At 65.5% G+C, this 22,825-nt stretch carries 17 protein-coding genes; 12 read left to right on the top strand and 5 right to left on the bottom strand.

Going from position 1 to position 22,825, the window contains the following annotated elements; translation table 11 throughout:
* Nucleotides 1-365: 365 nt before the first annotated feature.
* The 8 genes from ACZ9H4_RS26590 (at nt 366) to ACZ9H4_RS26555 (ending at nt 10,529) form a co-directional block, all read left to right on the top strand.
* The gene (locus ACZ9H4_RS26590) at nt 366-710 is read left to right on the top strand and encodes a UxaA family hydrolase (protein WP_246291102.1); all 345 of its coding nucleotides are present in this window, start codon (nt 366-368) and stop codon (nt 708-710) included.
* Between the two features lie 77 nt (nt 711-787).
* Nucleotides 788-1,963, top strand: a complete 1,176-nt coding sequence (locus ACZ9H4_RS26585) for a UxaA family hydrolase (RefSeq protein ID WP_408148414.1) — start codon at nt 788-790, stop codon at nt 1,961-1,963.
* 204 nt (nt 1,964-2,167) lie between these two features.
* Nucleotides 2,168-3,520 carry a C4-dicarboxylate transporter DctA gene (gene dctA / locus ACZ9H4_RS26580; RefSeq protein ID WP_408325868.1) on the top strand — a complete coding sequence of 451 codons (1,353 nt, stop codon included), beginning with the start codon at nt 2,168-2,170 and terminating at the stop codon, nt 3,518-3,520.
* The gene (locus tag ACZ9H4_RS26575) at nt 3,521-4,510 is read left to right on the top strand and encodes a hydroxyacid dehydrogenase (protein ID WP_476121657.1); all 990 of its coding nucleotides are present in this window, start codon (nt 3,521-3,523) and stop codon (nt 4,508-4,510) included.
* A gap of 34 nt (nt 4,511-4,544) precedes the next feature.
* Nucleotides 4,545-5,543 carry an Ldh family oxidoreductase gene (locus ACZ9H4_RS26570; protein WP_408148408.1) on the top strand — a complete coding sequence of 333 codons (999 nt, stop codon included), beginning with the start codon at nt 4,545-4,547 and terminating at the stop codon, nt 5,541-5,543.
* A 180-nt stretch (nt 5,544-5,723) separates the two neighbouring features.
* Entirely contained in the window at nt 5,724-8,645 is a 2,922-nt protein-coding gene (locus tag ACZ9H4_RS26565; protein ID WP_476121654.1) for a molybdopterin-dependent oxidoreductase, read from the top strand.
* A gap of 127 nt (nt 8,646-8,772) precedes the next feature.
* Complete coding sequence (locus ACZ9H4_RS26560; RefSeq protein ID WP_408148404.1) at nt 8,773-9,531, top strand: 4Fe-4S dicluster domain-containing protein; 759 nt, start codon at nt 8,773-8,775, stop codon at nt 9,529-9,531.
* A 47-nt stretch (nt 9,532-9,578) separates the two neighbouring features.
* Nucleotides 9,579-10,529 carry a dimethyl sulfoxide reductase anchor subunit family protein gene (locus ACZ9H4_RS26555; protein ID WP_408148402.1) on the top strand — a complete coding sequence of 317 codons (951 nt, stop codon included), beginning with the start codon at nt 9,579-9,581 and terminating at the stop codon, nt 10,527-10,529.
* Nucleotides 10,530-10,674: 145 nt separating this feature from the next.
* Here the strand turns inward: ACZ9H4_RS26555 and ACZ9H4_RS26550 are convergent, their stop codons facing one another.
* Both ACZ9H4_RS26550 and ACZ9H4_RS26545 read right to left on the bottom strand, forming a co-directional pair.
* On the bottom strand, nt 10,675-13,242 hold the full coding sequence (locus ACZ9H4_RS26550) for an adenosylcobalamin-dependent ribonucleoside-diphosphate reductase (protein WP_476121651.1): 2,568 nt from the start codon (nt 13,240-13,242) through the stop codon (nt 10,675-10,677).
* 304 nt (nt 13,243-13,546) lie between these two features.
* Nucleotides 13,547-13,831 (bottom strand): DUF3331 domain-containing protein, encoded by a 285-nt coding sequence (locus tag ACZ9H4_RS26545; protein ID WP_121323857.1) that lies wholly within the window; start codon nt 13,829-13,831, stop codon nt 13,547-13,549.
* 344 nt (nt 13,832-14,175) lie between these two features.
* Between ACZ9H4_RS26545 and ACZ9H4_RS26540 the strand changes: the two genes are divergently transcribed.
* Nucleotides 14,176-15,258 carry an AI-2E family transporter gene (locus ACZ9H4_RS26540; protein WP_408148398.1) on the top strand — a complete coding sequence of 361 codons (1,083 nt, stop codon included), beginning with the start codon at nt 14,176-14,178 and terminating at the stop codon, nt 15,256-15,258.
* 120 nt (nt 15,259-15,378) lie between these two features.
* Here ACZ9H4_RS26540 and ACZ9H4_RS26535 read toward each other — a convergent pair whose 3' ends face one another.
* Complete coding sequence (locus ACZ9H4_RS26535; RefSeq protein WP_408148396.1) at nt 15,379-16,251, bottom strand: alpha/beta hydrolase; 873 nt, start codon at nt 16,249-16,251, stop codon at nt 15,379-15,381.
* Nucleotides 16,252-16,405: 154 nt separating this feature from the next.
* Nucleotides 16,406-17,512, bottom strand: coding sequence for an OpgC domain-containing protein (locus ACZ9H4_RS26530; RefSeq protein WP_408148395.1), 1,107 nt, complete (start codon nt 17,510-17,512; stop codon nt 16,406-16,408).
* 560 nt (nt 17,513-18,072) lie between these two features.
* Between ACZ9H4_RS26530 and ACZ9H4_RS26525 the strand changes: the two genes are divergently transcribed.
* The 3 genes from ACZ9H4_RS26525 to ACZ9H4_RS26515 all read left to right on the top strand — a co-directional run bounded on the left by ACZ9H4_RS26525 (nt 18,073) and on the right by ACZ9H4_RS26515 (nt 21,638).
* Nucleotides 18,073-19,233: a porin gene (locus tag ACZ9H4_RS26525; RefSeq protein WP_476121648.1), complete on the top strand. Its 1,161-nt coding sequence runs from the start codon at nt 18,073-18,075 to the stop codon at nt 19,231-19,233.
* Between the two features lie 334 nt (nt 19,234-19,567).
* Entirely contained in the window at nt 19,568-19,984 is a 417-nt protein-coding gene (locus tag ACZ9H4_RS26520) for a hypothetical protein (RefSeq protein WP_408157697.1), read from the top strand.
* Nucleotides 19,985-20,633: 649 nt separating this feature from the next.
* A complete protein-coding gene (locus ACZ9H4_RS26515; protein WP_476121646.1) occupies nt 20,634-21,638 on the top strand; it encodes a peptidoglycan DD-metalloendopeptidase family protein in 1,005 nt (334 codons plus the stop codon).
* Between the two features lie 24 nt (nt 21,639-21,662).
* Here ACZ9H4_RS26515 and ACZ9H4_RS26510 read toward each other — a convergent pair whose 3' ends face one another.
* Nucleotides 21,663-22,481, bottom strand: a complete 819-nt coding sequence (locus ACZ9H4_RS26510) for an alpha/beta fold hydrolase (protein WP_408148387.1) — start codon at nt 22,479-22,481, stop codon at nt 21,663-21,665.
* Nucleotides 22,482-22,825 lie beyond the last annotated feature (344 nt).

Raw genomic sequence — 22,825 nt, 5'->3', positions numbered from 1 at the left:
CGGGCGCCGGCATGCGTTCAGCTTTTTTCGGATGCATCTCGAAGCGCCTGACGCCGCCTCGAGATGATCGGTGTTATTTAGGTCATCTGTATGAGTGTGGAGTCTAGGCGATGATGTAGGCGAAATCAAACTCGGGGAAACGCGAGATCGCGCACCGGGCTCGACGGATCGGCGTGCAGCCGCTCTGGCACGGGCCTCGCAGGCCGCGAGCGGCGCGGCACTAGTGGAAAACACTCCTCTAACACATATAGATGACCTAGTTGACATCCACTAAGTCGCCGCCTAATATCGATTCACCGCAGCGCGTTTCGAGCGCGTTGCCCCGGCGGCACCCCACCGCATTCATCACACGAACGGAGACGCTAATGAGCAATCCCACGGCAGACATCAACAGCACCCCGGCAGCGGGTGCGTCGCCCGAACGCAAGACGATCCACATCGTTCTGCACGAAGCGAAGGACACAGTCGGCGTGGCGGTCGTCGAGGGCATCAAGGCGGGCACGCAACTGAACGCATGGATCATGGACGACGACGAGATCGTCAGCTTCCCGGCGAAGCAGGACATTCCGATCGGTCACAAGGTGGCGCTCAAAGACATGGCCGTGGGCGACACGGTGTTCAAGTACGGCGTGGACATCGGCAAGGTGGTTGCGCCGATCAAGGCCGGCGAGCACGCGCACGTGCACAACATCAAGACGAAGCGCTGGTAAGCGGCGCTGCCGCACCACGCAGCGAGCACTATCACTTCGCGGAAACGAGCCGCACCAACCCGAACGAGAGAGACACCATGAGCGTGATTGACCTGGATACGACTTTCCGCGGCTATCGTCGCGACAATGGCCGCGTGGGCGTACGCAACCACGTGATCATCCTGCCGGTCGACGATCTGTCGAACGCCGCGGCGCAAGCGGTCGAACACAACATCAAGGGCACCATGGCGCTGCCGCATCCGTATGGGCGGCTGCAGTTCGGCGCCGATCTGGATCTGCACTTCCGCACGCTGATCGGCGCGGGCAGCAATCCGAACGTCGCGGCGGTGATCGTGATCGGCATCGAGGAAGGCTGGACCAAGCGCGTGGTCGACGGCATCGCGAAAACGGGCAAGCCGGTGATGGGCTTCGGCATCGAACTGCACGGCGATCACGACACGATCATGCGGGCGTCGAAGGCGGCGAAGGAAATGGTGCAGTACGCCACGTCGCTCGATCGCGAGGAGTGTTCGATCTCGGACCTGTGGGTGTCGACCAAATGCGGCGAGTCGGACACCACGTCGGGCTGCGGCGCGAATCCGACCGTCGGCAATGCATTCGACAAACTGTATGGCCTCGGCACCACGCTCGTGTTCGGCGAGACCTCGGAGCTGACCGGCGGCGAGCAGATCGTCGCCGCGCGCTGCGCGAACGACGGCGTGCGCGAGCGCTTCCAGTTCATGTTCGACCGCTATCAGGAGATGATCAACCGCTGGAAAACCGACGACCTCTCCGAGTCGCAGCCGACCAAGGGCAACATCGCGGGCGGCCTGACCACGATCGAAGAGAAGGCGCTCGGCAACATCCAGAAGATCGGCAAGAAGTGCATGGTCGACGGCGTGCTGGACAAAGCCGAGGAGCCGACGCATGCGGGGCTGTGGTTCATGGACTCGTCGTCGGCGGCCGCCGAGATGGTGACGCTGTGCGCGGCATCGGGCTTCGCGGTGCATTTTTTCCCGACGGGGCAGGGCAACGTGATCGGCAATCCGATCGTGCCGGTCATCAAGATCTGCGCGAATCCGCGCACGGTCCGCACGATGGGCGAGCATATCGACGTGGACGTGACCGGCATCCTGCAGCGCGAGCAGAATCTCGACCAGAGCGGCGACAAGCTGCTCAAATGCATGATGGCCACGATCAACGGCCGCTTCACCGCGGCGGAAGCGCTCGGTCATCGCGAGTTCGTGCTGACGCGTCTGTTCGAAAGCGCCTGATTGCGGCGGTCCGGCCGCTGCGTTCATCTGGTAGTCTCGCTTTGCAGGATCAGCAGGCAAGCCCGCCAGCCACGAACGGAGCGGACCCCACATTCCCGGCGCACGCCGGCACGGAGACCGGCCGCGAAGCCGCCCGTGCCGGCATTTCAGGCGGCAGCGGCGCCGGCTCGACATCTGGCAGCAGCGAGTGGAGGAGACACCATCTTGCGCGTGCTCAAACATCTCTACGTGCAGGTCCTGATCGGACTTGCCGCCGGTATTCTCGTCGGTTATTTCTGGCCTAAGTTCGGTGTGGAAATGAAACCGCTTGGCGATACGTTCATTCGCCTCATCAAGATGCTGATCACGCTCGTGATCTTCTGCACCGTGTCGGTGGGCATCGCGCGCATGGAAAGCCTGAAGCAGGTCGGCCGAGTCGGCTTCAAGACGCTGCTGTACTTCGAGGTCGTGACCACCGTCGCGCTCGTGCTCGGCCTCGTCGTCGCGAACGTGCTGCGCCCGGGCGAGGGACTCAACATCGATCCCGCTTCGCTCGATACCCACGCGATGTCGCATTACGTGGCGGACGCGCACGTGAGCTCGTCGGGCTTCATCGACATGATCGTGCCGAACTCGGTGGTGGGCGCGTTCGCTCGCGGCGACCTGCTGCAGGTGCTGCTGTTCTCGGTGCTGTTCGGCATCGCGCTGTCGATCATGTCGCAACGCAGCCGCTTGCTGATGCGCGGCATCGAGCAGTTCGGCGACACGCTCATGCGCATCGTCGAGATGATCATGCGGCTCGCGCCGCTCGGCGCATTCGGCGCGATTGCGTTCACGGTCGGCAAGTACGGCATCGGCACGTTGCAGCAACTGGGCCTGCTGATCCTGTGCTTCTACATCACCAGTATCCTGTTCATCGCGATCGTGCTCGGCGCGGCCGCGCGCTGGGCCGGCGTGGGGCTGTGGCCGCTTCTGCGCTACTTCCGCGAGGAACTGCTGATCGTGCTCGGCACGTCCACCACGGAATCCGTGCTGCCGCGTCTGATGGAGAAGCTCGAACGCATGGGCTGCCCGCGCGCGATCGTCGGCCTCGTGCTGCCCACCGGCTATTCGTTCAATCTCGACGGCGCGGCGATCTATCTGACGATGACCTCGCTCTTCATCGCGCAGGCCACCAACACGCATCTGACGCTGATGCAGCAGGTCGGGCTGCTGGCGATCCTGATGCTGACCTCCAAAGGCGGCGCGGGGGTGGCGGGCGCGGCGCTGGTCGCGCTGACTGCCACGTTGTCGACCCACAACATCATTCCGGTGGCGGGCATCACGCTGATTCTCGGCGTCGACCGCGTGCTCAACGAAGTCCGCGCGCTGACCAATATGATCGGCAACGTGGTGGCGACGCTGGTGGTCGCGCGCTGGGAAGGCGCATTCGATGCGCGGGCGGCACGCGAATTCCTGGCCGCGCCGCGTGAAGTGCAGGCGCAGGTTCAGGCGCCGCGGCAACCGCAGCCGAAGCCGCAACCGGCGCACCCCGGTCTCGACGAAGCCAGCCGCCTCGCCGCGGGAAAGGGCGGCTAAATGACGACCATCGCGAAGAAGATCGTCATCAGCGAGTTCATGGACGAGGCGGCAATCGACACGTTGCGGCAACGCTTCGACGTGCGCTTCGATCCCACGCTGTTCGGCGAGCCCGAGCGGCTCGCCGCCGAACTGGCCGACGCGCACGCGCTGATCGTGCGAAACCGCACCCGGGTCACGGCGGCGCTGCTCGATGCCGGCGCGAACCTCAGCGTGGTCGGACGGCTCGGCGTCGGTCTGGACAATCTGGATCTCGCCGCCTGTGCCGCGCGTAACGTGGCCGTGTTCCCGGCGACCGGCGCGAACGCGCAGGCCGTCGCCGAATACGTGATCGCTACCACGCTCGTGTTGCTGCGCGGCGCGTATCTGCACAGCGCCGAGGTCGCGGCGGGCGCCTGGCCGCGCGAGGCTTTGTCGAGCGGGCGGGAAGCCGCCGGCAGCGTGCTGGCGGTGATCGGCTTCGGCGGGATCGGCCAGCGGGTCGCCGGGCTCGCGCGCGGGCTCGGCATGACGGTGGTCGGCTACGATCCGCAACAGCCCGCCGCCGCGCCGTGCTGGCGCAGCACCGGCGCACGCGGCATGGCGCTCGACGATGCGCTCGCGCTCGCCGATGTCGTCACGCTGCACGTGCCGCTCTCCGACGCGACGCGCCATCTGCTCGATAGCGAGCGCATCGCGCGGCTCAGGCACGGCGCGATCGTGATCAACACGGCGCGCGGCGGCACGCTCGACGAACATGCGCTCGCCGCCGCGTTGCGCGAAGGGCGCCTGGCGGGCGCCGCGCTCGACGTCTTCGCGGACGAACCGTTGCGGTGCGGTTCGCCGCTCGCCGATGCGCCGAACCTGATTCTCACGCCGCATATTGCCGGCTTGACGAGGCAGGCCAACGAGCGGGTGAGTTCGCTCGTCGCCGAACGGGTGGCCGCGGCGTTGACGGACACATCACCGGACGCCAACCCGGATGCGACGCCAAAGGCCATGTCAAACTGACGCCCCCTGAACCACCCAACCAGAGGAATGATCGATGGCCCGACTGCTTCCCGACGCGCTCACCGAGCTTGCCGTCGGCTCACTGCGTCACGCCGGCGCGTTGCCGGCAACCGCTGACTCGACGGCGCGCGCGCTGGTCTATGCCGACCTGCGCGGCTTGTCGTCCCACGGCGTGTCGCGTCTGCCGATGTATTGCGCGCAGTTGCGCAACGGCCGCGTCGATCCCGCCGCGCACGCGGCCATCGTCGCGGATCGCGGCGCGACGGTGCTGATCGACGCCGCGGACGGTCTCGCGTATCCGGCCTGCGATCTCGCGGTGTCGACATTGATCGAACGCGCGCGGCAATTCGGCAGCGCGGTGGCGGGTGTGAAGCGCAGCCATCACTTCGGCGTGGGTGCGGCTCATCTCGCCGCGCTGGGCGCAGCGGGCATGGTCGCGCTCGCGTTCAGCAATTCGCCGGGGGCGATGCCGGCGTGGGGCGGCCGGCGCGCGCTGTTCGGCACCAATCCGATCGCGGCGGTGTTCCCGCGTCGCAACGGCGAGCCGCTCGTGATCGACCTCGCGCTGTCGCAGATCGCGCGCGGCAAGATCGCGATTGCCGCGCGCGACGGCAAGCCGATTCCCGAAGGCTGGGCGACCACCCGCGACGGCTTGCCGACCACCGACGCGCGTGCCGCGCTCGACGGCATGATGCTGCCGTTCGGCGGCGCGAAAGGCGCGATGCTCGCGCTGGTCGTCGAGTTGCTGGCGGCCGCGCTGACCGGCGCGAACTTCGGCTACGAAGCGGGCTCGTTCCTGACCGAGGAAGGCGAGCGCTCGCGCATCGGCCATCTGTTCTGGGCGATCGATCCGGGCGCGCTCGCCGGCGACGACGCTTATCTGTCGCGCGTGGAAGCGTTGATCGGGATCATGCTCGAGGACGACGACGTGCGCTTGCCGGGTTATCGGCGCGAAAGCCTCGCGCGGACGGCGCAGCAGGAGGGCGTCGAGATCCCGGACGCGTTGATCGCGCAACTGCAGGGACGCGGTTGAACGCGCACGGCCAGTCAGCCCGTGGTTGAAACAGCGCCTCACTGAAAGCCCGACGGAAACTATCGGCCACGCGGATAGTTTCCGTCGCGAATCGCGATTTCCCTTCTGACGCTAGCGCGAATAGGATGATCGGTACTGCACCATCCCGCTGCACCCCCGCAGCAGCGACGGAGATTCCGCATGGAACACCACGCCCGCACGCAGAACGAACGGCTCGACATCAAAACCACCACCTGCTACATGTGCGCCTGCCGCTGCGGCATTCGCGTGCATCTGCGTGACGGCGAGGTGCGTTACATCGACGGCAATCCGGAGCATCCGCTGAATCAGGGGGTGATCTGCGCGAAGGGCGCCTCCGGCATCATGAAGCAGTACTCCCCCGCGCGCCTGACCCAGCCGTTGATGCGCAAGGCCGGTGCGGAGCGGGGCAGCGCACAGTTCGAGCCGGTATCGTGGGAAGTTGCCTTCGACGTGCTTGAAAAGCGCCTTGCCGCGATCCGCGGGACCGATCCGAAGAAATTCGCGCTCTTCACTGGCCGTGACCAGATGCAGGCGCTGACCGGGCTGTTCGCCAAACAGTTTGGTACACCCAACTACGCCGCGCATGGCGGCTTCTGCTCGGCCAACATGGCGGCGGGCATGATCTACACGATAGGCGGCTCGTTCTGGGAATTCGGCGGGCCGGACCTGGATAGTGCGAAACTGTTCCTCATGATCGGCACCGCCGAAGATCATCACTCGAATCCACTGAAGATCGCGATCTCGAAGTTCAAGCGCGCGGGCGGCCGCTTCATCGCGATCAATCCGATCCGCACCGGCTATGCGGCGATCGCCGACGAGTGGGTGCCCATCAAACCCGGCACGGACGGCGCGCTGTTCATGGCGTTCCTGCATGAACTGATCGCCGCCGACGCGTGGGATCACGAGTTCGTGCGCCGCTATACGAACGCGGCGGAACTCGTCGATCTCGACGAGGCCAGCGAAAACTTTGGCCTGTTCGTGCGTGATCAGGAACGGCCGGCCGGCAATCCGCTGTTTCCGCAGAATCATTTGTGGTGGGATGCAGAAGCCGGACGCGCGGTGCCGCATCACGCACCTGGCGTGACGCCCGCGCTCGACGGCCGCTATACGCTCGACGACGGCACGCCGGTCACGCCGTCGTTCGCGTTGCTGCGCGAGCGCGTGGCCGACTGCACGCCCGAGTGGGCCGCCGAAATCACCGGCATCGCGGCGGATACGATTCGCCGCCTCGCGGGCGAGATGATCCAGACGAGCCGCGAGCACCGCATCACATTGCCGATCCGCTGGACCGACGCATGGGGCGAGACGCACGAAACGGTGACCGGCAACCCGGTGGCCTTTCACGCGATGCGCGGACTCGCCGCGCACTCCAATGGCTTCCAGTCGATCCGCGCGCTCGCGGTGCTGATGTCCTTGCTCGGCACGATCGACAGTCCCGGCGGCTTTCGCCATAAGTCGCCGTTTCCGCGCGCGGTGCCGCCCTCGGCCAAACCGCCGAACAGCCCCGACGCCATCAAGCCGAACACGCCGCTCGCGACCGGCCCGCTTGGCTGGCCTGCCGCGCCCGAAGACCTGTTCATCGACGAACACGGCGGCCCGGTGCGCATCGACAAGGCGTTCTCGTGGGAATATCCGCTCGCCGTGCATGGCGTGATGCACAGCGTGATCACCAACGCGTGGCGCGGCGATCCGTATCCGATCGACACGCTGATGATTTTCATGGCCAACATGGCGTGGAATTCGTCGATGAACACGATGAAAGTCCGCGAGATGCTCGCCGACAGGCACGCGAACGGCGAGTACAAGATTCCGTTTCTCGTGGTGTGCGACGCGTTCCAGTCGGAGATGACCGCCTTCGCCGATCTGATCCTGCCGGACACGACCTACCTCGAACGGCACGACGCGATGTCGATGCTCGACAGGCCGATCTCCGAATTCGACGGTCCGGTGGATTCGGTGCGCGTGCCGGTCGTGCCGCCCACGGGCGAGTGCAAACCGTTCCAGGAAGTGCTGATCGAACTCGCGTCGCGGCTGAAGTTTCCCGCGTTCACCACAGCCGATGGCGTGCGGCGCTTTCGCGACTATCCCGACTTCATCATCAATCACACGACCGCGCCGGACTCCGGCGTGGGCTTTCTGATCGGCTGGCGCGGCAAGGATGGCGACAAGGCGCTGGTGGGCGAGCCGAATCCAAAGCAATGGGAACAGTACGCGAAGAACAATTGCGTGTTCCATTACCGGCTGCCCGAGACGCTGCAGTACATGCGCAACTGCAATGGCCCGTATCTAGACTGGGCGGTCAAGAATGGCTTTCGCAAATTCAACGAGCCGATTCTGATCCAGCTTTACTCCGACGTGATGCAGAAGTTCAGGCTCGCCGCGCAAGGGCGCACGAGCGGCAGGCAGCCGCCGGATCATCTGCGCGCGCGCGTAGAAAAGTATTTCGATCCGCTGCCGTTCTGGTACGCCCCGCTCGAAAGCGCGGCTACCGATCTCGCGCGCTTCCCGCTCGCTGCCGTGACGCAGCGCCCAATGGCGATGTACCACTCGTGGGACTCGCAGAACGCATGGCTGCGGCAGATTCATGGGGAGAACTATCTGTACATGAACCCGTTGATGGCCGCCGAAAACGGCATCGAGGATGGCAGCTGGATTTACGCGGAATCGCAATGGGGCCGCGTGCGCTGCATGGCGCGCTTCAGCGAGACCGTCGAGCCTGGCACCGTGTGGACGTGGAACGCGATCGGCAAGGCGGCGGGCGCATGGAATCTCGGCCCGGGCGCAAACGAAGCGCGGCGCGGCTTCCTGCTCAATCACCTGATCACCGACGAACTGCCCGGTCGCGACGCAGCGGCCTCGCGGCTGTCGAACTCCGATCCGGTGACCGGCCAGGCCGCGTGGTACGACGTGCGCGTGCGGATCTATCCGGCTGAAGCCGATGCGCGGCACACGCTGCCGCAATTCGACGCGATGCCGGCACTGCCGGGTTCGAACGGCGTGGTCTCGCGGATCGTGCAAACCTACTTCGCGGGACGAGGCGAGTTCGCGGCGCGGCTGCGGGGCGCGAACCGGCGGAAGTAGCGGCGCACTTGCGAGCGCAAGTCGCAACGCAAGTGGCGAGGTCAAGCAGCAAAGCAAGGGCGGTGGCAGCAATGGCGCCACTGAAAGCGGCAAGCACTGTCTAGCTGGCAGGGGCAAGGAGCGTTAGATGACCCAGATGGCGTTGGTGATCGATCTGAATGTGTGCGTGGGATGCCAGGCGTGCGTGACGAGTTGCAAGGAGTGGAATACGTCGGGCGAATCGGGCAGTCTCGCCGACCTGAACCCGTACGACGCGGACCCGTCCGGCACCTTCTTCAACCGCGTGCAGACTTTCGAAGCCGGCAGTTTCCCGAATGCCGAGACGATCCATTTTCCGAAATCGTGTCTGCACTGCGAGGACCCGCCGTGCGTGCCGGTCTGTCCGACCGGGGCGAGCTACAAGCGTAAGGAAGACGGCCTGGTGCTGGTCGATTTCGACCGCTGCATCGGCTGCAAGTACTGCGCGTGGGCGTGTCCGTACGGCGCGCGCGAACTCGACGAAGCGCGCAAGGAGATGACCAAGTGCACGTTGTGCGTCGATCGCATTCACGATGAAAATCTCTCCGAGCGCGATCGGCAGCCGGCCTGTGTGCTCGCGTGCCCGACCTCGGCGCGGCTCTTCGGCGACATTCACGATCCGCAGTCGGTGGTGTCGAAAGCGATCGAGGAGCGGGGCGGCTATCAGCTAATGCCCGAGTGGAACACGCGGCCCGCGAATCATTATCTGCCCCGCGTGCCCACCGCGGCGTCGGGCTGCGGCAGCGACGCGTGCTCGTGCAAAGCGGCCGGCTCGTCCGCTACCGACGCGACGCTCGCACCCGCTTCGCCAGACGCGCAACTGGAGCGCGGCGAACTGCATCTCGCGTCGATGGCGACGCGCATCTAAACGCGCATCTCAACGCCCATCCAACGGAATCCACACAGGACCTCACGATGAATCCGGCATTCTCCGTAGTTTTCCTCACTACTTTAAGCGGCGCGGCCCAAGGCTTGCTGATCGCGCTCGTCGGCGTGGAGAGCGCGGCGCAACTGGGTTTCGTCGCGCCCCCAACGGCTGCGTTCTATGTCATCGGCGCGGCGGTGTCGGTGCTGTTGGGCGGGCTCGGGCTGATCGCGTCGTTCTTCCATCTCGGTCACCCCGAGCGCGCATGGCGGGCGATCGCGATGTGGCGAACCTCGTGGCTCTCGCGTGAATGTCTGTGCCTGCCGGCGTTTCTCGCCTGCGCGTTTTTTTACGGCGTCGCGCACGGGTTCGGTTCGCCGTGGTCGCTCGCGCTGGGCTGGCTCGGCGTGCTGGCGAGCGCGACGCTGTTCGTCTGCACCGCAATGATCTACGCGTGTCTGCGCTTCCTGCAGGAATGGGCGACGCCGCTCACGCTGGTCAACTTCGTGCTGCTCGGCTGCGCGTCGGGCTTCACGCTGGCCACGGCGCTGAGCGCGTGGTGCGCGCCCGCGTTGACCGTGGGGCTCGCCGTCTGCGCATGCGCGCTCACGCTCGCGGGCTGCGCGAGCCGCTCGGCGTCGCTGGTGCGCAATGCGCGTTTGCGGCCGAAGTCGACGGTGCAAAGCGCGACCGGGATCCGCAATCCGAAGCTCGTGCAGGTGTCGCGCGGCTTCACGGCCGGCGCGTTCAATCTGCGCGAGTTCTTTCACGGCAAGTCGGCGGGGACGCTGCGCGGCATCAAGTGGGGTTTTCTCGTCACCGCGTTCGTCGTGCCGGTCGTGCTGATGGCGCTCGGCGCGCGGCTGGATTCGATCGGCGTGTCGCTCGGATTGCTGGCCGCGGCCTGTCTCGTGCAGTACGCGGGTCTCGTCGCGGAGCGCTGGTTCTTCTTCGCCGAAGCGAAGCATCCGCAGAATCTCTATTACGCGAGAGTCGGCTGAAGCGCGGCTTCGCTGGATTGCGCGGTGGCGCAGCGGGATGCAGGGGGATCGGATCGAGCAAGGTGATGCTGTTGCGTGCCTCGCAGATTGACGGTTGAGGGCGCCGGCCGGCGCCCTCAACCAAGGTCAACCAACGTCCACGGCTTTACCCGCACGCCCCCACTTCACCGCACGCCGTACAGAAATCACATCCGTCCTTGCGAATCACCGCGTTCGCACCGCAAGACCCGCATTTGCGCCCGAGCATCGTGTGCAGTCCCTGCGCGCCGCCGGGCTGCGTCAACACATCGGCATCGGCGCTGGCGTCAGCGGGTGGCGGGCGCAGCCCGAAGTCCGCCGACAACGCCGTCTCCGCTTTCATCTGGCCACGCGGCAGACGCGCCAGCATGCGCGACGGCACCTGATTGCCCTCGGCATCGAGAAAGCCCCGCCGATGCAGAATCTGCTGGATCGCAAACGCGAGCGCGGCCACTTCCGAATCGTGCCAGCGCGGCGCACGATGCCCGTCAAGGCGTTGCACGTCGCCGAGCCGGACCTGTCCGCGATCCCACGAGACCTTGCGCATATCCTGCAGGTTGCGCGCGACGAACCCGCCGCGCGCGGCGAGCGACAGCGAGCGCATCGTCGCCGTGATCCATTGCTGCGATTCGTCGCGCTGGCCGGTGGGGATGAAGAATTCGATCGGCCGCTCGATCGTCACGTCCTCACCGCCCAGACGCCCGGTCACCTCGATGAACGACGCCGCCACGTAGAGCGACTTCTTGCCGGCCTGGGTCAGATATTCGACCTTCTCGATGATCGCCGGCAACTCGCCTTTGGGCCGATGATCGATCGCGATACGCAACGGATCGAGATCGTTCTCGGCGAGCGTGTCATCCGCTTGCGGCGGGCTCACGCTGAGCACCGCGCCGAGCGTCTCGTTCGGGCGATACGTGGCGAGGCCCTTGAGGCCGTTTTTCCACGCATCGAAGTAGAGGCTTTCGAACGCTTCGAACGGATAGTCGGCGGGCACGTTGACCGTCTTCGAGATCGACGTGTCCACGTAAGGCTGCACGGCCGCCATCATGTCGAGGTGGTCGCGCGCCGACATCTGCAGCGCGCTGACGAAATAGTCCGGCAGATTCTTCACGTCACCGCCGAGTTCGCGATAGAGCCGGTATGCGTAGTCCTCGACGTCGAACGATTCGCGCCCGCCATCGGCCATCACCTTCATGCGCGTGTAGGTCCACGAGAAGGCCGGCTCGATGCCGTTCGACGCGTTGTCCGCGAACGCGAGGCTCACGGTGCCGGTCGGCGCGATCGACAGCAGATGGCTGTTGCGGATGCCGTCGCGGCGGATCGCCTGCTTGATGTCCTCGGGCAGGCGCGACGCGAAGGTGCCGGCTTCCAGGTAGCGCTCGGCGTCGAACAGCGCAAACGCGCCGCGCTCTTTCGCCAGCTCCACCGACGCGCGGTACGCCTCGTCGCGCATCAACTGCGCGATGCGCACCGCGAAGAAGCGGCCTTCCTGCGAGTCGTAGCGCAAGCCGAGCATCACGAGCGTGTCGCCGAGACCGGTGAAGCCGACGCCGATGCGCCGCTTCGCGCGCGACTCGTCGTATTGCTGCGGCAGCGGCCACAGCGTGACGTCGAGCACGTTGTCGAGAAAACGCACCTGCGTGCGGGTGCGCCGCGCGAGACCGTCCCAGTCGAACGAAGGCTTGCCGCCTTTCATCTGCGCGAACGGATCGATCACGAAGCGCGTCAGGTTCAACGGTCCGAGATTGCAGCAGCCGTACGCCGGCAACGGTTGCTCGCCGCACGGGTTGGTCGCGCGGATGGTTTCGACGGCGCGCAGATTGTTGTCCTCGTTCATCCGCGAAATGAACACGATGCCGGGTTCCGCGACGTCGTAGGTGGAGCGCATGATGCGGTCCCAGATCTCGCGGGCCGGGCGTTCGCTGTACACCCACTGGCCGTCGTCGCGTTGCCGCACGTCGCCGGCCGCGCGCAGCGCCGGCGACGGCTCGGCGCGGTGCACCAGTTGCCAGGGCTGATCTTCTTCGACGGCGTGCATGAACACGTCGGTGACGCCGACCGACACGTTGAAGTTGTTCCAGCGGCCCTTCGAATGCTTGGCCTCGATGAATTCGAGCAGGTCGGGATGGCTGCAATCGAGCACGGCCATTTGCGCGCCGCGCCGCGAACCAGCGCTTTCGACCGTGCGGCACGACGCGTCGAACACGTCCATATAACTGCACGGCCCCGACGCCGACGAACTCGTGCTGTGAACGCGCGCGCCCTTGGGCCGGATCGCGGAGAAGTTGTAGCCTACGCCGCCGCCGCGGCGCATGGTTTCGGCCGCTTGCAGCAGCGCAACGTAGATGCCGGGCAGGCCCTGCTCGTCGACGCCCTGGATCGCGTCGCCGACCGGCTGCACGAAGCAGTTGATCAGCGTGGCGGCGATGCCGGTGCCCGCCGCGCTCATGATGCGGCCCGCGCCGAGCGCGCCGTGCCGCAGATTGTCGATGAACAGCGCCTCGATCGATTCGCGCAGCGCCGGCGGCTCGGCCTCGGCGACGCCGTGGGCGACGCGTTTGAACACGTCGTCGGCCGATTGCTCGTCGCCTTTCGCGTATTTTTCGAGCAGGACGTCGATGGAGAATTGTTGCGGAGCGACGAGGGGAACGGGGAGCGCTAGTGCCGCGCGGGTGTCCGGCGTGTCTTCTGCCATGGTAGGCCCTCAAACGGCGCCGCAAAGGGCACGGCGCGGTGGGTGGAAATGCGGGTCACTTTACCGTCGCGCAGGAAGCCGGCGGCTGACTTGTCGCAATGAGGTCCACCTTAGCGCACGTGGCGAAGGGCCGCAATCGGAGGTGTTCGGCGCGCGGTGTCACGCGTGTGGCGAATGCCGCCCCGTGCACCAGCCCGTGCGAGGGGCGGTTTGCCGGGCCATCGGCGCGATGCGCGCGACGCCGGCAAAGAACCTGGCAGCAAGAGTGGGGGGCAGGGTGAGCGCGCAGCGGCGGCTCGAAACTTCAGGCTTCCGCCAGCGCGCAGAGGATTTCGGCGCAGATCATCGCGGAAGCATTCGACGGCGCGGGCCGTTCGGCGGGCTTGAATACCGCGTCGCCGCGGCGGATCTTGCGGCGCGATACCGCGCAGGTGCCGGAGGTATGCGCCGACCTGCGGCGCCAGCGTTGCTCGCCGTAATGACATCGCCCCGGTTCTACCCAGCGGATCACCAGCGTCGTGTCGGAGCGCTCGAGAATTTCGATGCGTACGCCATTGGTACCGTCAAGGGGGATGGACTCTAAGGTCATCATCATCGGCTCCGTAGTGTGGTGTGCCGAATGTAGTCCCGTGCGCGCCGGATAGCCATTGTGCCGCGGTTGAAACACTGTTCTCCAAATAGCAACAATGCCGCTTGACATTTGCGATCGCCCGAAATGACGGACGTTACGCGCCGTTGTTATGCAAATTTTTAATAGTGTGAGTTTTTGCAACGGAGTGTTGACTGGAGCGCGACGCAAGCGCCGCCTGCAGAGGGCACCGGTGCTCCTTTAAGATAGGGCTCTTCGATGAGCCGCCGACCGGGCGCTGCCAGTGTAGCCGGTTTGGTTTTTTCCGGTCGGCTCGCGCACACAACTCAAAAGAGCAGAGCCCTATGATCTCACGCCCGCCCGACACCTCGTCCGATCGACCGGTCCCGCCGGATCGCCTGAAAAAGCAGAAGGCGGCCTCGCTCGCGTTGTACATCGGACTGGTGCTGCTGGCGGTGTGGGTCGTACGCGACTTCATCGTGGTGGTCGCGTGGGCCGGGGTGGTCGCGATCGCGCTGTGGCCGCTGTTGCGCAAGGTCGAGGGCAACCGCTGGTTCACCGGCCGCACCACGCTGATCGCCGCGGCGCTGACGCTTGCGATTGCGCTGCTGGTGGTGCTGCCGGTCGGCGTCGGCATTGCTCAGGCGCTGCGCGAGGCGCACGACCTGAACGAATGGTTCAGGAGCGCGCGGGAAAACGGCATCGCGCTGCCGGATTTCGTCGCGCGTTTGCCGTTCGGCGTGCAGCAGATTTCCGAGTGGTGGCAGGCCAATCTCGCTCAGCCGCTGCGGGATTCGGCGGCGATGAAGGGCCTGCACAACCCCACGGTAATGACGCTCGGCCGCCGCTTCGGCGTGCGTGCGCTCCATGCGGTGGTGGTGTTCGGCTTCATGCTGGTCACGCTGTTTGTGATTTTCCAGGCGGGGCCGCGCCTCTCCGGAGCGCTGGTCAGAGCCGTGCGGCGCGGCTTCGGCGACGACGGTGCCGAGCTTTTGCAACGGATGGCCGCCGCGGTGCGCGGCACGGTGTCGGGGCTGGTCGTGGTGGGACTCGGGGAGGGGGTCTTGATGGGCGTCGCCTATTTCGTGACCGGCTTGCCGCATGTCGCCTTGCTCGCCTTCATCACCGCGATCGCCGCGATGCTGCCGTTCTGCGCGCCGATCACGTTCGGCCTCGCGGCGCTGTGGCTGCTCGCGCAGGGCTCGGTGGCCGCGGCCATGGGGCTGGTCGTGTTCGGCTCGATCGTGGTGTTCGTCGCCGAGCACTTCGTGCGGCCCGTGCTGATCGGCAATTCGACGCGCCTGCCGTTCCTGCTCGTGCTGTTCGGCATTCTCGGCGGGGCGGAGACGTTCGGGCTGCTCGGCATCTTCATCGGGCCCGCGCTGATGACGGTGCTGATGGTGTTGTGGACCGATCTGGTGCGATAGGGGCAGCGTTTTCCACTGGTATGTCGGCGTGATTTCGCCAGCCTTTTGCCCGCCTTTTTCCCGCTTAGCGCCTGTATTTCGCCTTGATCTCCGGCGCATTCTCACGCGCCCCGGCCCCGCTCACGGCCGCTGATTCGACGGATGCTCGACCGCCGGCGGCTTCACGCAGCCCAGCGTGTATTTCAACGCGGCCGGCAGCAGTGCGCTCCAGACTTCCCACGTGTGGCCGCCGTCGATGATGCGCAGCGCCGCCGGATTGCCCGCCAGCCGCAGACGCGTGTACAGCGAGGACGCGTCGGCCTGGATCGCGAGGTCGTCGTCGCCGGCGGCGATGAACATCGGCAGCCGATACGGCCGGCTCATGTAGCGCTCCCACTGCGCCGGATAATTGAGTTCGTGCCAGATTTCAGGATCGAACTGCCGGTCGCCGAACACGCCGACGCGGCGCGCGGCCGACGCGCGCGGCGGCTCGTTGGCGTAGATCGCGGGGCTCAGCAGCAGCGCGCCGCAGAACAGTTCCGGCTGCGTCAGCGCGTAGCGCAGCGCGCCGAAGCCGCCCATCGACACGCCGCCGATCGCCCGCCCGCCACGCTGCGTCGACACCGCGTAATGCGTTTCTATCTCGGGCAGCAGATCGCCGAAAAACGCGCTTTCCATCTTCTCCTTGCGATCGACGTACCAGTCGGTGCCGCCTTGCGGCATCACGATGACGACCGGCGGGATCTCCTTGCGCGCGATCAGCGCATCGGCGGCGCTTTGCAGGTGGCCCTGGGTGAGCCAGTCGTTGGCGTCACCGTTGTTGCCGTGCAGGAGGTAGAGCACGGGGATGCGCGCGGCGTCCTGACGATAGCCGCTCGGCAGATAGACCGTATAGCCCCAGTCGCGGCCGAGCGCTTCGGCATAGAAGCTGCGGCTGACGACGGTGCTGGCGGACGCCGGCACGCTGGCGGCGACGGATAGCAGGGCGAGTGCGAGGTGTAGGAGTGGACGCATGTCAGGGTAGGAAACCGGCGCGCAGCTTGCGCGCGGCCGTCATGCTATCAGCATCGGCGGCCGATCTGAGGCCGATTTGAGGCCGATTCGAGCGTAGGCGGTGCAGGCGGGAAGCGGAAGAGGCGCGTCACCCGCGCTGCTGCGCGCGCACGGCTCAGGACGACGTCCCGAGCGCGCCGACGAAGCGTCCGACGAAGCGCTTGAGCGGCGCCACGCCCAGCGCGACGGCGAAGAGGGCGCCGACCGCGATCAGGTCGGCGAGCAGGCCGAGGGGATAGTTCAGATAGCCGTCGGTCGCCGCATACAGCACCGAGTCGACCACCAGCGAGATCACCGCGCCGGCGACAAAGCACAGCAGCCCTTTGCGGCCGATCACGCCGACCCACGGCAGCCACTGGGCGAGCTTCTTCGCCCAGCCGAGCTCGATCAGATTGGCGACGAGCCAGGCGATGGCGAGGAAGTTGCCTGCCCGCAGCCAGGACAGATTCTGCTTGAGGCTGGCGTCGAGCGGCTCGTGATGGATGAAGAGCTTGAAATAGGCCGCGCCGGCCACCACCGCGAACGCGCTCAGGCTGACGATCCAGCTGAGGCGATGCGCGCTGACGCGCTGATAAACCGGCTGGCATCGCGCGAGCACACCGAGCACGAACAGCAGCTGCCACGCGAACGGGTTGAAGTCCCAATGCATGTCCGGCGCGGCGGGCAGGTAGGCGTCGATCGCGGGTGCGCCGGCCCACAGCGCGACGCTGCCGGCCAGCAGCAGCCATGGCTTGCTGCGCGCGAGCGGCAGGATCATCGGCACCAGCAGCGCGAAGAACGCGTACATCGGCAGCACTGAAGCCAGATAGGGCTGGCGGCGCAACAGCAGGATGTCGCGCAGCGCGCCGACGGGCGTGGCGATCAGATCGTCGAGATCGGTGGTGGCGAGATTCGGCCCGTCGATGCTGAACGCGCTCAGCACCGCGCTGACCAGCAGCATCAACCCCGCGGTGACGAGGAACGCACGATAGATTTCCAGCGAACGCCGCAGGAAGCGGCTACGCGCGATCGTCTCGTTGCGCCGTTCGGCGAGCGTCACGTAGGCCGTGGCGGTAGCGAAGCCGCCGAGGAACACGAAGACTTCGGCGGCATCGCACAACGCGTACGCGTGCAGCGTGAAGCGCGACAGGATGCTGCCGCCGATGTGGTCGACGACGATGATCAGCAGGACCAGGCCGCGGAAAAAGTCCAGCTCGATCAGGCGTGAGGATGAAGGTTGCATTGTTTGCGCCGAAGGCAGCCCCGTGCGACGGCGCGCTGATGCAGCGCGGCGGGCGTCTCACAAGGCTTTGGAATTGGATTGATTCAGTGCTGCGGCGGGTATCGACCCATGTCGGGCTTTACATCGTGACCCACGTCGCCGCGTTCGACCGGCCTCGCAAGGCGCGGTGTCAGGGGCACTAAAAAGACCCCGGAGGACGGCGCGGAGTTCCGCTGCGCCGCCGCAAGAACCCGCCATTATATTTCTTTCCGTGACAAAGCCGCAGCGGACGGCGCAAGGCGCAAGGCGCGAGCTCGGCCAGCGTTGTCGACGTCGCGCGGACCGTGCTGTGCCGCCTACCTGAACGGGGGCCGGGAAAAAAGTGGCAGCCGCACACAGTGGAGATTTCGCAACATTTTGAGATATCGAAGCGACCCCCAATGGACGGCCAGCAAACGGCGTGTGAGGATTTCCCAAAAGCGCGGCGGGGTCGTGAGCAGCACTGTCGAAGTGCCCGGAAGCGCCAGCAGAAAAAGCGGCCGGATCGAGTTGTCCGATTACTCGAGTGCAGGGAGATCATCATGAACAAGCAAGTGTTCGCGCTGGCTGTCTCCACCGCTGTGTCCGCCACTTTTGCCGCGTCCGCCGACGCACAGACCAGCGTCACGCTGTATGGCGTGATCGACGAGGGGATCAACTACACCAACAATGTCGGCCGGGGCCACGTCTACGAACTGTCGAGCGGTTTCGCGCAAGGCAGCCGCTGGGGCCTGAGAGGCGCCGAGGAACTCGGCGGCGGCCTCAAAGCCGTGTTCCAGCTCGAGAACGGTTTCGACCTGAATTCCGGGCGGCTCGCGCAGGGCGGCCGGATGTTCGGCCGTCAGGCCTACGTCGGCTTGAGTTCGGCGCCGTACGGCACGCTGACCTTGGGCCGCCAGTACGATTCGGTGGTCGACTATCTGGCGCAGACCACCGCCAACGGCAACTGGGCCGGCACGCTGTTTTCGCACCCGCTCGACAACGACAACACCGACAACACATTCCGTCTCGACAACACGGTCAAGTACGCCAGCCCGTCGATCTCCGGCTTCCAGTTCGGCGGCACCTACAGCTTCAGCAACGACACCGGCTTCGCGAACAATCGCGCATACAGCATCGGCGGCCAGTATGCATATGCCGGCTTGCTGGTGGCTGCGGCGTATCTCCAGGCCGACAACCCTGGCAATGGCGCGAGTGGTGCGATCACCGCGAACGACGCCGGTTTCATCGCGGCCCGCATGCGCGTGTTCGGCGGCGGCATTACCTATACCTTCGGTCCGGCGACGGCGGGCTTCGTCTACACCAACTCGAACTATCTGAATCCGACCGGCAACGGCTATCTCGGCACCACGCCGCTCGTGCCGCCGGGCGTGCTGCTGAACTCGCTGAAGTATCAGAACTTCGAGGTGAACGGCAAGTATCAGATTTCGCCGATGCTGTTCGTCGGCGCGCAGTACGTGTACACGATGGAGACCTACGACGCGTCGAACGGCGGCGTGAAGCCGCGCGTTCACTCGTTCGGCCTGATGGCGGATTACAACCTGTCCAAACGCACCGATGTCTATATTCAGGGCGAGTATCAGCAGGTCACGGGCGACCAGACCTATTCGATTCTCGACTACGCGTTCATTCCCGGCACCCAGTCGCCTTCGTCGACGTCGAAGCAGGTCGTGGTGCGCGCGGCGATCCGGCATAAATTCTAGGCGAGCCGCTGCGGTGATTCATCTCGGTGTTTCATTACGCGATGCGCTCGTGCCTTGGTCGGGCAGCGCTGACGTCAAAAGAGCCGTAAGCCTATTTTCTTTGGCTTTGTTCGCCATCTCGGATGCTTCCTGAAATCGCTTGGGCCGGCCCGTCAAAGGCGTGCGGTTCGTTTGCTCGCGTTCAACCGGCGAGCGTGCTGCCGGCTTCGCGCAATGGTCCCGCGCGATGAACTCGCACGGCACAGCTCGCTCAAACGGTATCGCGCTGTCGCCGCCCGGCAGCCGCGCGTTTCGTTTGTCGTAGACAAGCCCGCTTTTTTTGCACGGAGACTTCATGAGTAATCGCGCGACACAGATACTTCCGCATCATCGTTATGTGCATTCGCTGGGCGCGCCGCTCGCGTGCGTTCAAGGCACGATCGCCAAGGTGTTCGACAGCCCTGATAATCACCACGGCGCCAATCACCAGCACTTCGTCATCAGGGTCGACAAGGTGCTGAAGTTCGAGGGCGGGACGCAAAATCTGGTGGGCACGGAGGTCTTCGTCGCCGTGCGTTTCGGCGACAACGAGGGACTGGCGCAGGAAATCCCCGGCCTCCAGGCGGGGCAGCCGATCGAAGCGCAAGGCGAATATATCTCCGAAGCCAGCGCTTATCCGACCGCCGACAATTCGAATCCCGTCCTGCCGGTGCTTCACTTCACGCATCATCCGGTGGGGTATGTGAAGTACGCGGGAGAGTACTACAGCTAGTGCCCACGCTTCATCATCGAAGTCAGGCGAGTTCGTCGATGCCGACGGCCGCCTCTCCACTTGCGGACGCATTCTGCGCTCCGCGCTCGCCGCTGCGACTCACGGCGATTCAAGTTCCGGCGGCGACCTGCCGTTAAGGCAAAGGTGATCGTCGGATCACGGGACACGACGCGCGATGGCGCGATTGCCGCGCATCGCGATGCGTGCTCCGGTGGTCATTCCCACGAGCGAGGCAAATCGGACGTGTTCGGTCCGCGCATACCCGCGCGCAACCCGTCGCCGGCGACCGCGGACGCGACGCCGCCGTGTACTCGAAAGGAGTTCGCCGCTGCACACACCATGGCGGGTGCCAACGCGTCCCGGAAATACGTGAGTAATGTTTGTATCAGAGTGTTCGTGAAGAGACGTTTTTGTTAAAGCGCCCTTTACAATTCCGCTGGAATTTTGATCAGCAATCTGGCCCTTCGCGCTCGAGACCGGCTGTTCCGGTCAGCGTCAAGGTGGGGTTGGTCGGCAGGGCACAGGATGAGCGTCGCACGAGGCGGCCTCGCCGTGTCGCGAAGCAGGCCGCGCAGCGTAAGACCGCGCGCATTGCAGGCGACATGGCGGCATCCGGCCCGCCCATGAATAAGGCAGGAGTCGAACAAAGATGACGAGGCGTTTCGACAGAACGATGATGGCCAGCCTGGCCGGCGTGTGGGTCGCGCTGGCAGTGAGTGGTTGTGCGAATGTGGGGCAGCAGGACGCGCAGAACGGCGTGGCGGTGAGCCCGGCGGCTGCGTCCGGCGTGCCGGCTGGCGTAGCCGCGTCGGCTTCCAATGCCGCGTCAGCGGGCACGCCTGTCGCGATGAGCGGCGACGAGGGTGCGTCGCTCAGGAAGTCGCCGCCGCTAGTCTATCGGGTCAAGCGTGGCGATACGCTGTCGCGCATCGCGCAGCATCATCATTGCAGCGTCAAACAGTTGCAGACGTGGAACGGATTGAAGGCATCGTCGCGGCTGAAGCTGGGGCAGGTGCTGCATGTCGCGTCGCCGGAAACGGTGCGGGCGGTGAATGCCGCCAATGCCGCCAATGCGGCCAATGCGGCCAATGCGAAGGCGGCGTTGGCTGCGAAAGCCGCCGCGGGTTCCGCTTCGAGTTCCGCACCGGCTGCTTCGGCTTCGGCGGCGCAGCAAGCAGCGGCGCCGGGCCCGGCGCAGTCCACCGCGAACCCGTCCACGGCACGCTCGCCCACCGCCGAACAGGCGCGCGAAGTCATGCAGCAAACCACCCGGCACGCGAATGGCGTCGCGCTGGCGTGGCCCGCGGGCGGCCGCGTGGTCGAAGCATTCCAGCCGGGCGAAACGCGCGGGATCGAGATCGGCGGCAAGCCGGGCGACCCGGTGCGCGCCGCCGCCGACGGCCGCGTGATGTACGCCGGCACAGGCTTGAACAGCTATGGCAGCTTGATCATCGTCCAGCACAACAAGGACTTTCTGACCGCGTACTCGCATAACCGCAAGCTGCTGGTCAAGATCGGCGACATCGTGCGGCAAGGACAACAGATCGCGGAGATGGGCGACGAAAACAACTCGCGCGTGTCCGTCGGTTTCGAGTTGCGCCACGACGGCAAGCCGATCGATCCGCTGCCGTATCTCCCACAAGGGCGCGGCTAACGGGCACGGACCGCTCGCGCGCCGTCAGACGAACCAGCGCAGCGCCGCGGCGACGATCGCCTCCGGCGCGTCTTCCTGCATCAGGTGGCCGGCGTTCGGCACCGTCTGAAAGCGCGCGGACGGAATCGCGGCGGCCAGCTGGCGGCCGCGTTCGAGCGGTATCCACTGGTCTTTCTCGCCCCACAGAATCTGCACCGGACAGCGCAGTTGCGCATAACGCGCTTCGACTTCGTCGGTGTAGCGCTGGTCCATCTGCGCGATCTGCCTGTAGAAGGCCGCTTGTCCCGTGGCGCCGAGCCACGGCGTCACGTAAGGCGCGAGTTCATCGTCCGGGATCTCGCGGGCGATCGCGCCGCGCACATACGCTTTCACCACCGCTTCGTGGATATAAGGCGGCAGCCCGGCGAACGCGTCGCCGTGTTCGCGCACATGCCGCACGAACGGCGAACCCCATGGCGCAACCGCGACCGGATCGATCAGCGTGAGACTACGGTACTCGCAGCCGTTCAGCAGATGCGCGCGTAGCGAAGTCGCGCCGCCGAAATCATGTGCGACGACGTCCGGCTTCTCCAGCTTCCAATGCGCGAGCAGTTCCGCGAGCAACACGTTCTGGATTCCGAGCGACACGTCCTGTGCGTCGCGCTGCTCCGATTGTCCATAGCCGAGCAGATCGTAGTAATGGACCGTGCGCGTCAGCGCGAGATGCGCGGCAATGCGATGCCACACATACGAAGAGAACGGCGTGCCGTGAACCAGCACCAGCGGCGGACCGTTGCCGGTGACGCCATAGCGCACGGTTTGATCGCGGAACGTATAGCTTTCGGGGAGCGGCCAGGTTTGCATGGCGATGGGCGTCGCAAAGAAGGTCTGCTTACCTTAGCAGGGGAACGTCGAACGTGCAGCGCGCCTTTTCGTAGGCGGCAGCGAATGGCTCCCGCAGAAGCTCACCTTTGTTTTGTTCAGCAAAACCAGGCAAATTCGCAGATGGTGCGATTACGGCAATGTTTGAATGATCAGCCAACGGCGTTTGCAACCCGCACTCTTACGAATCGGGCAGAAATTGGCTTGAAACGGGGGGTATTTTTAAGGCCGGGGACCGAAGCACGAAGTAATCGATCGGGTGCAAGCGCAGGCCGTGTTCGAATGGACAGCATTGCGTCGTTCGAAAGGCCGCTTTTCAACGGTGA

Source organism: Paraburkholderia sp. TE9906 (assembly GCF_056279605.1).
This window is presented reverse-complemented; position numbering and strand designations above follow the sequence as displayed.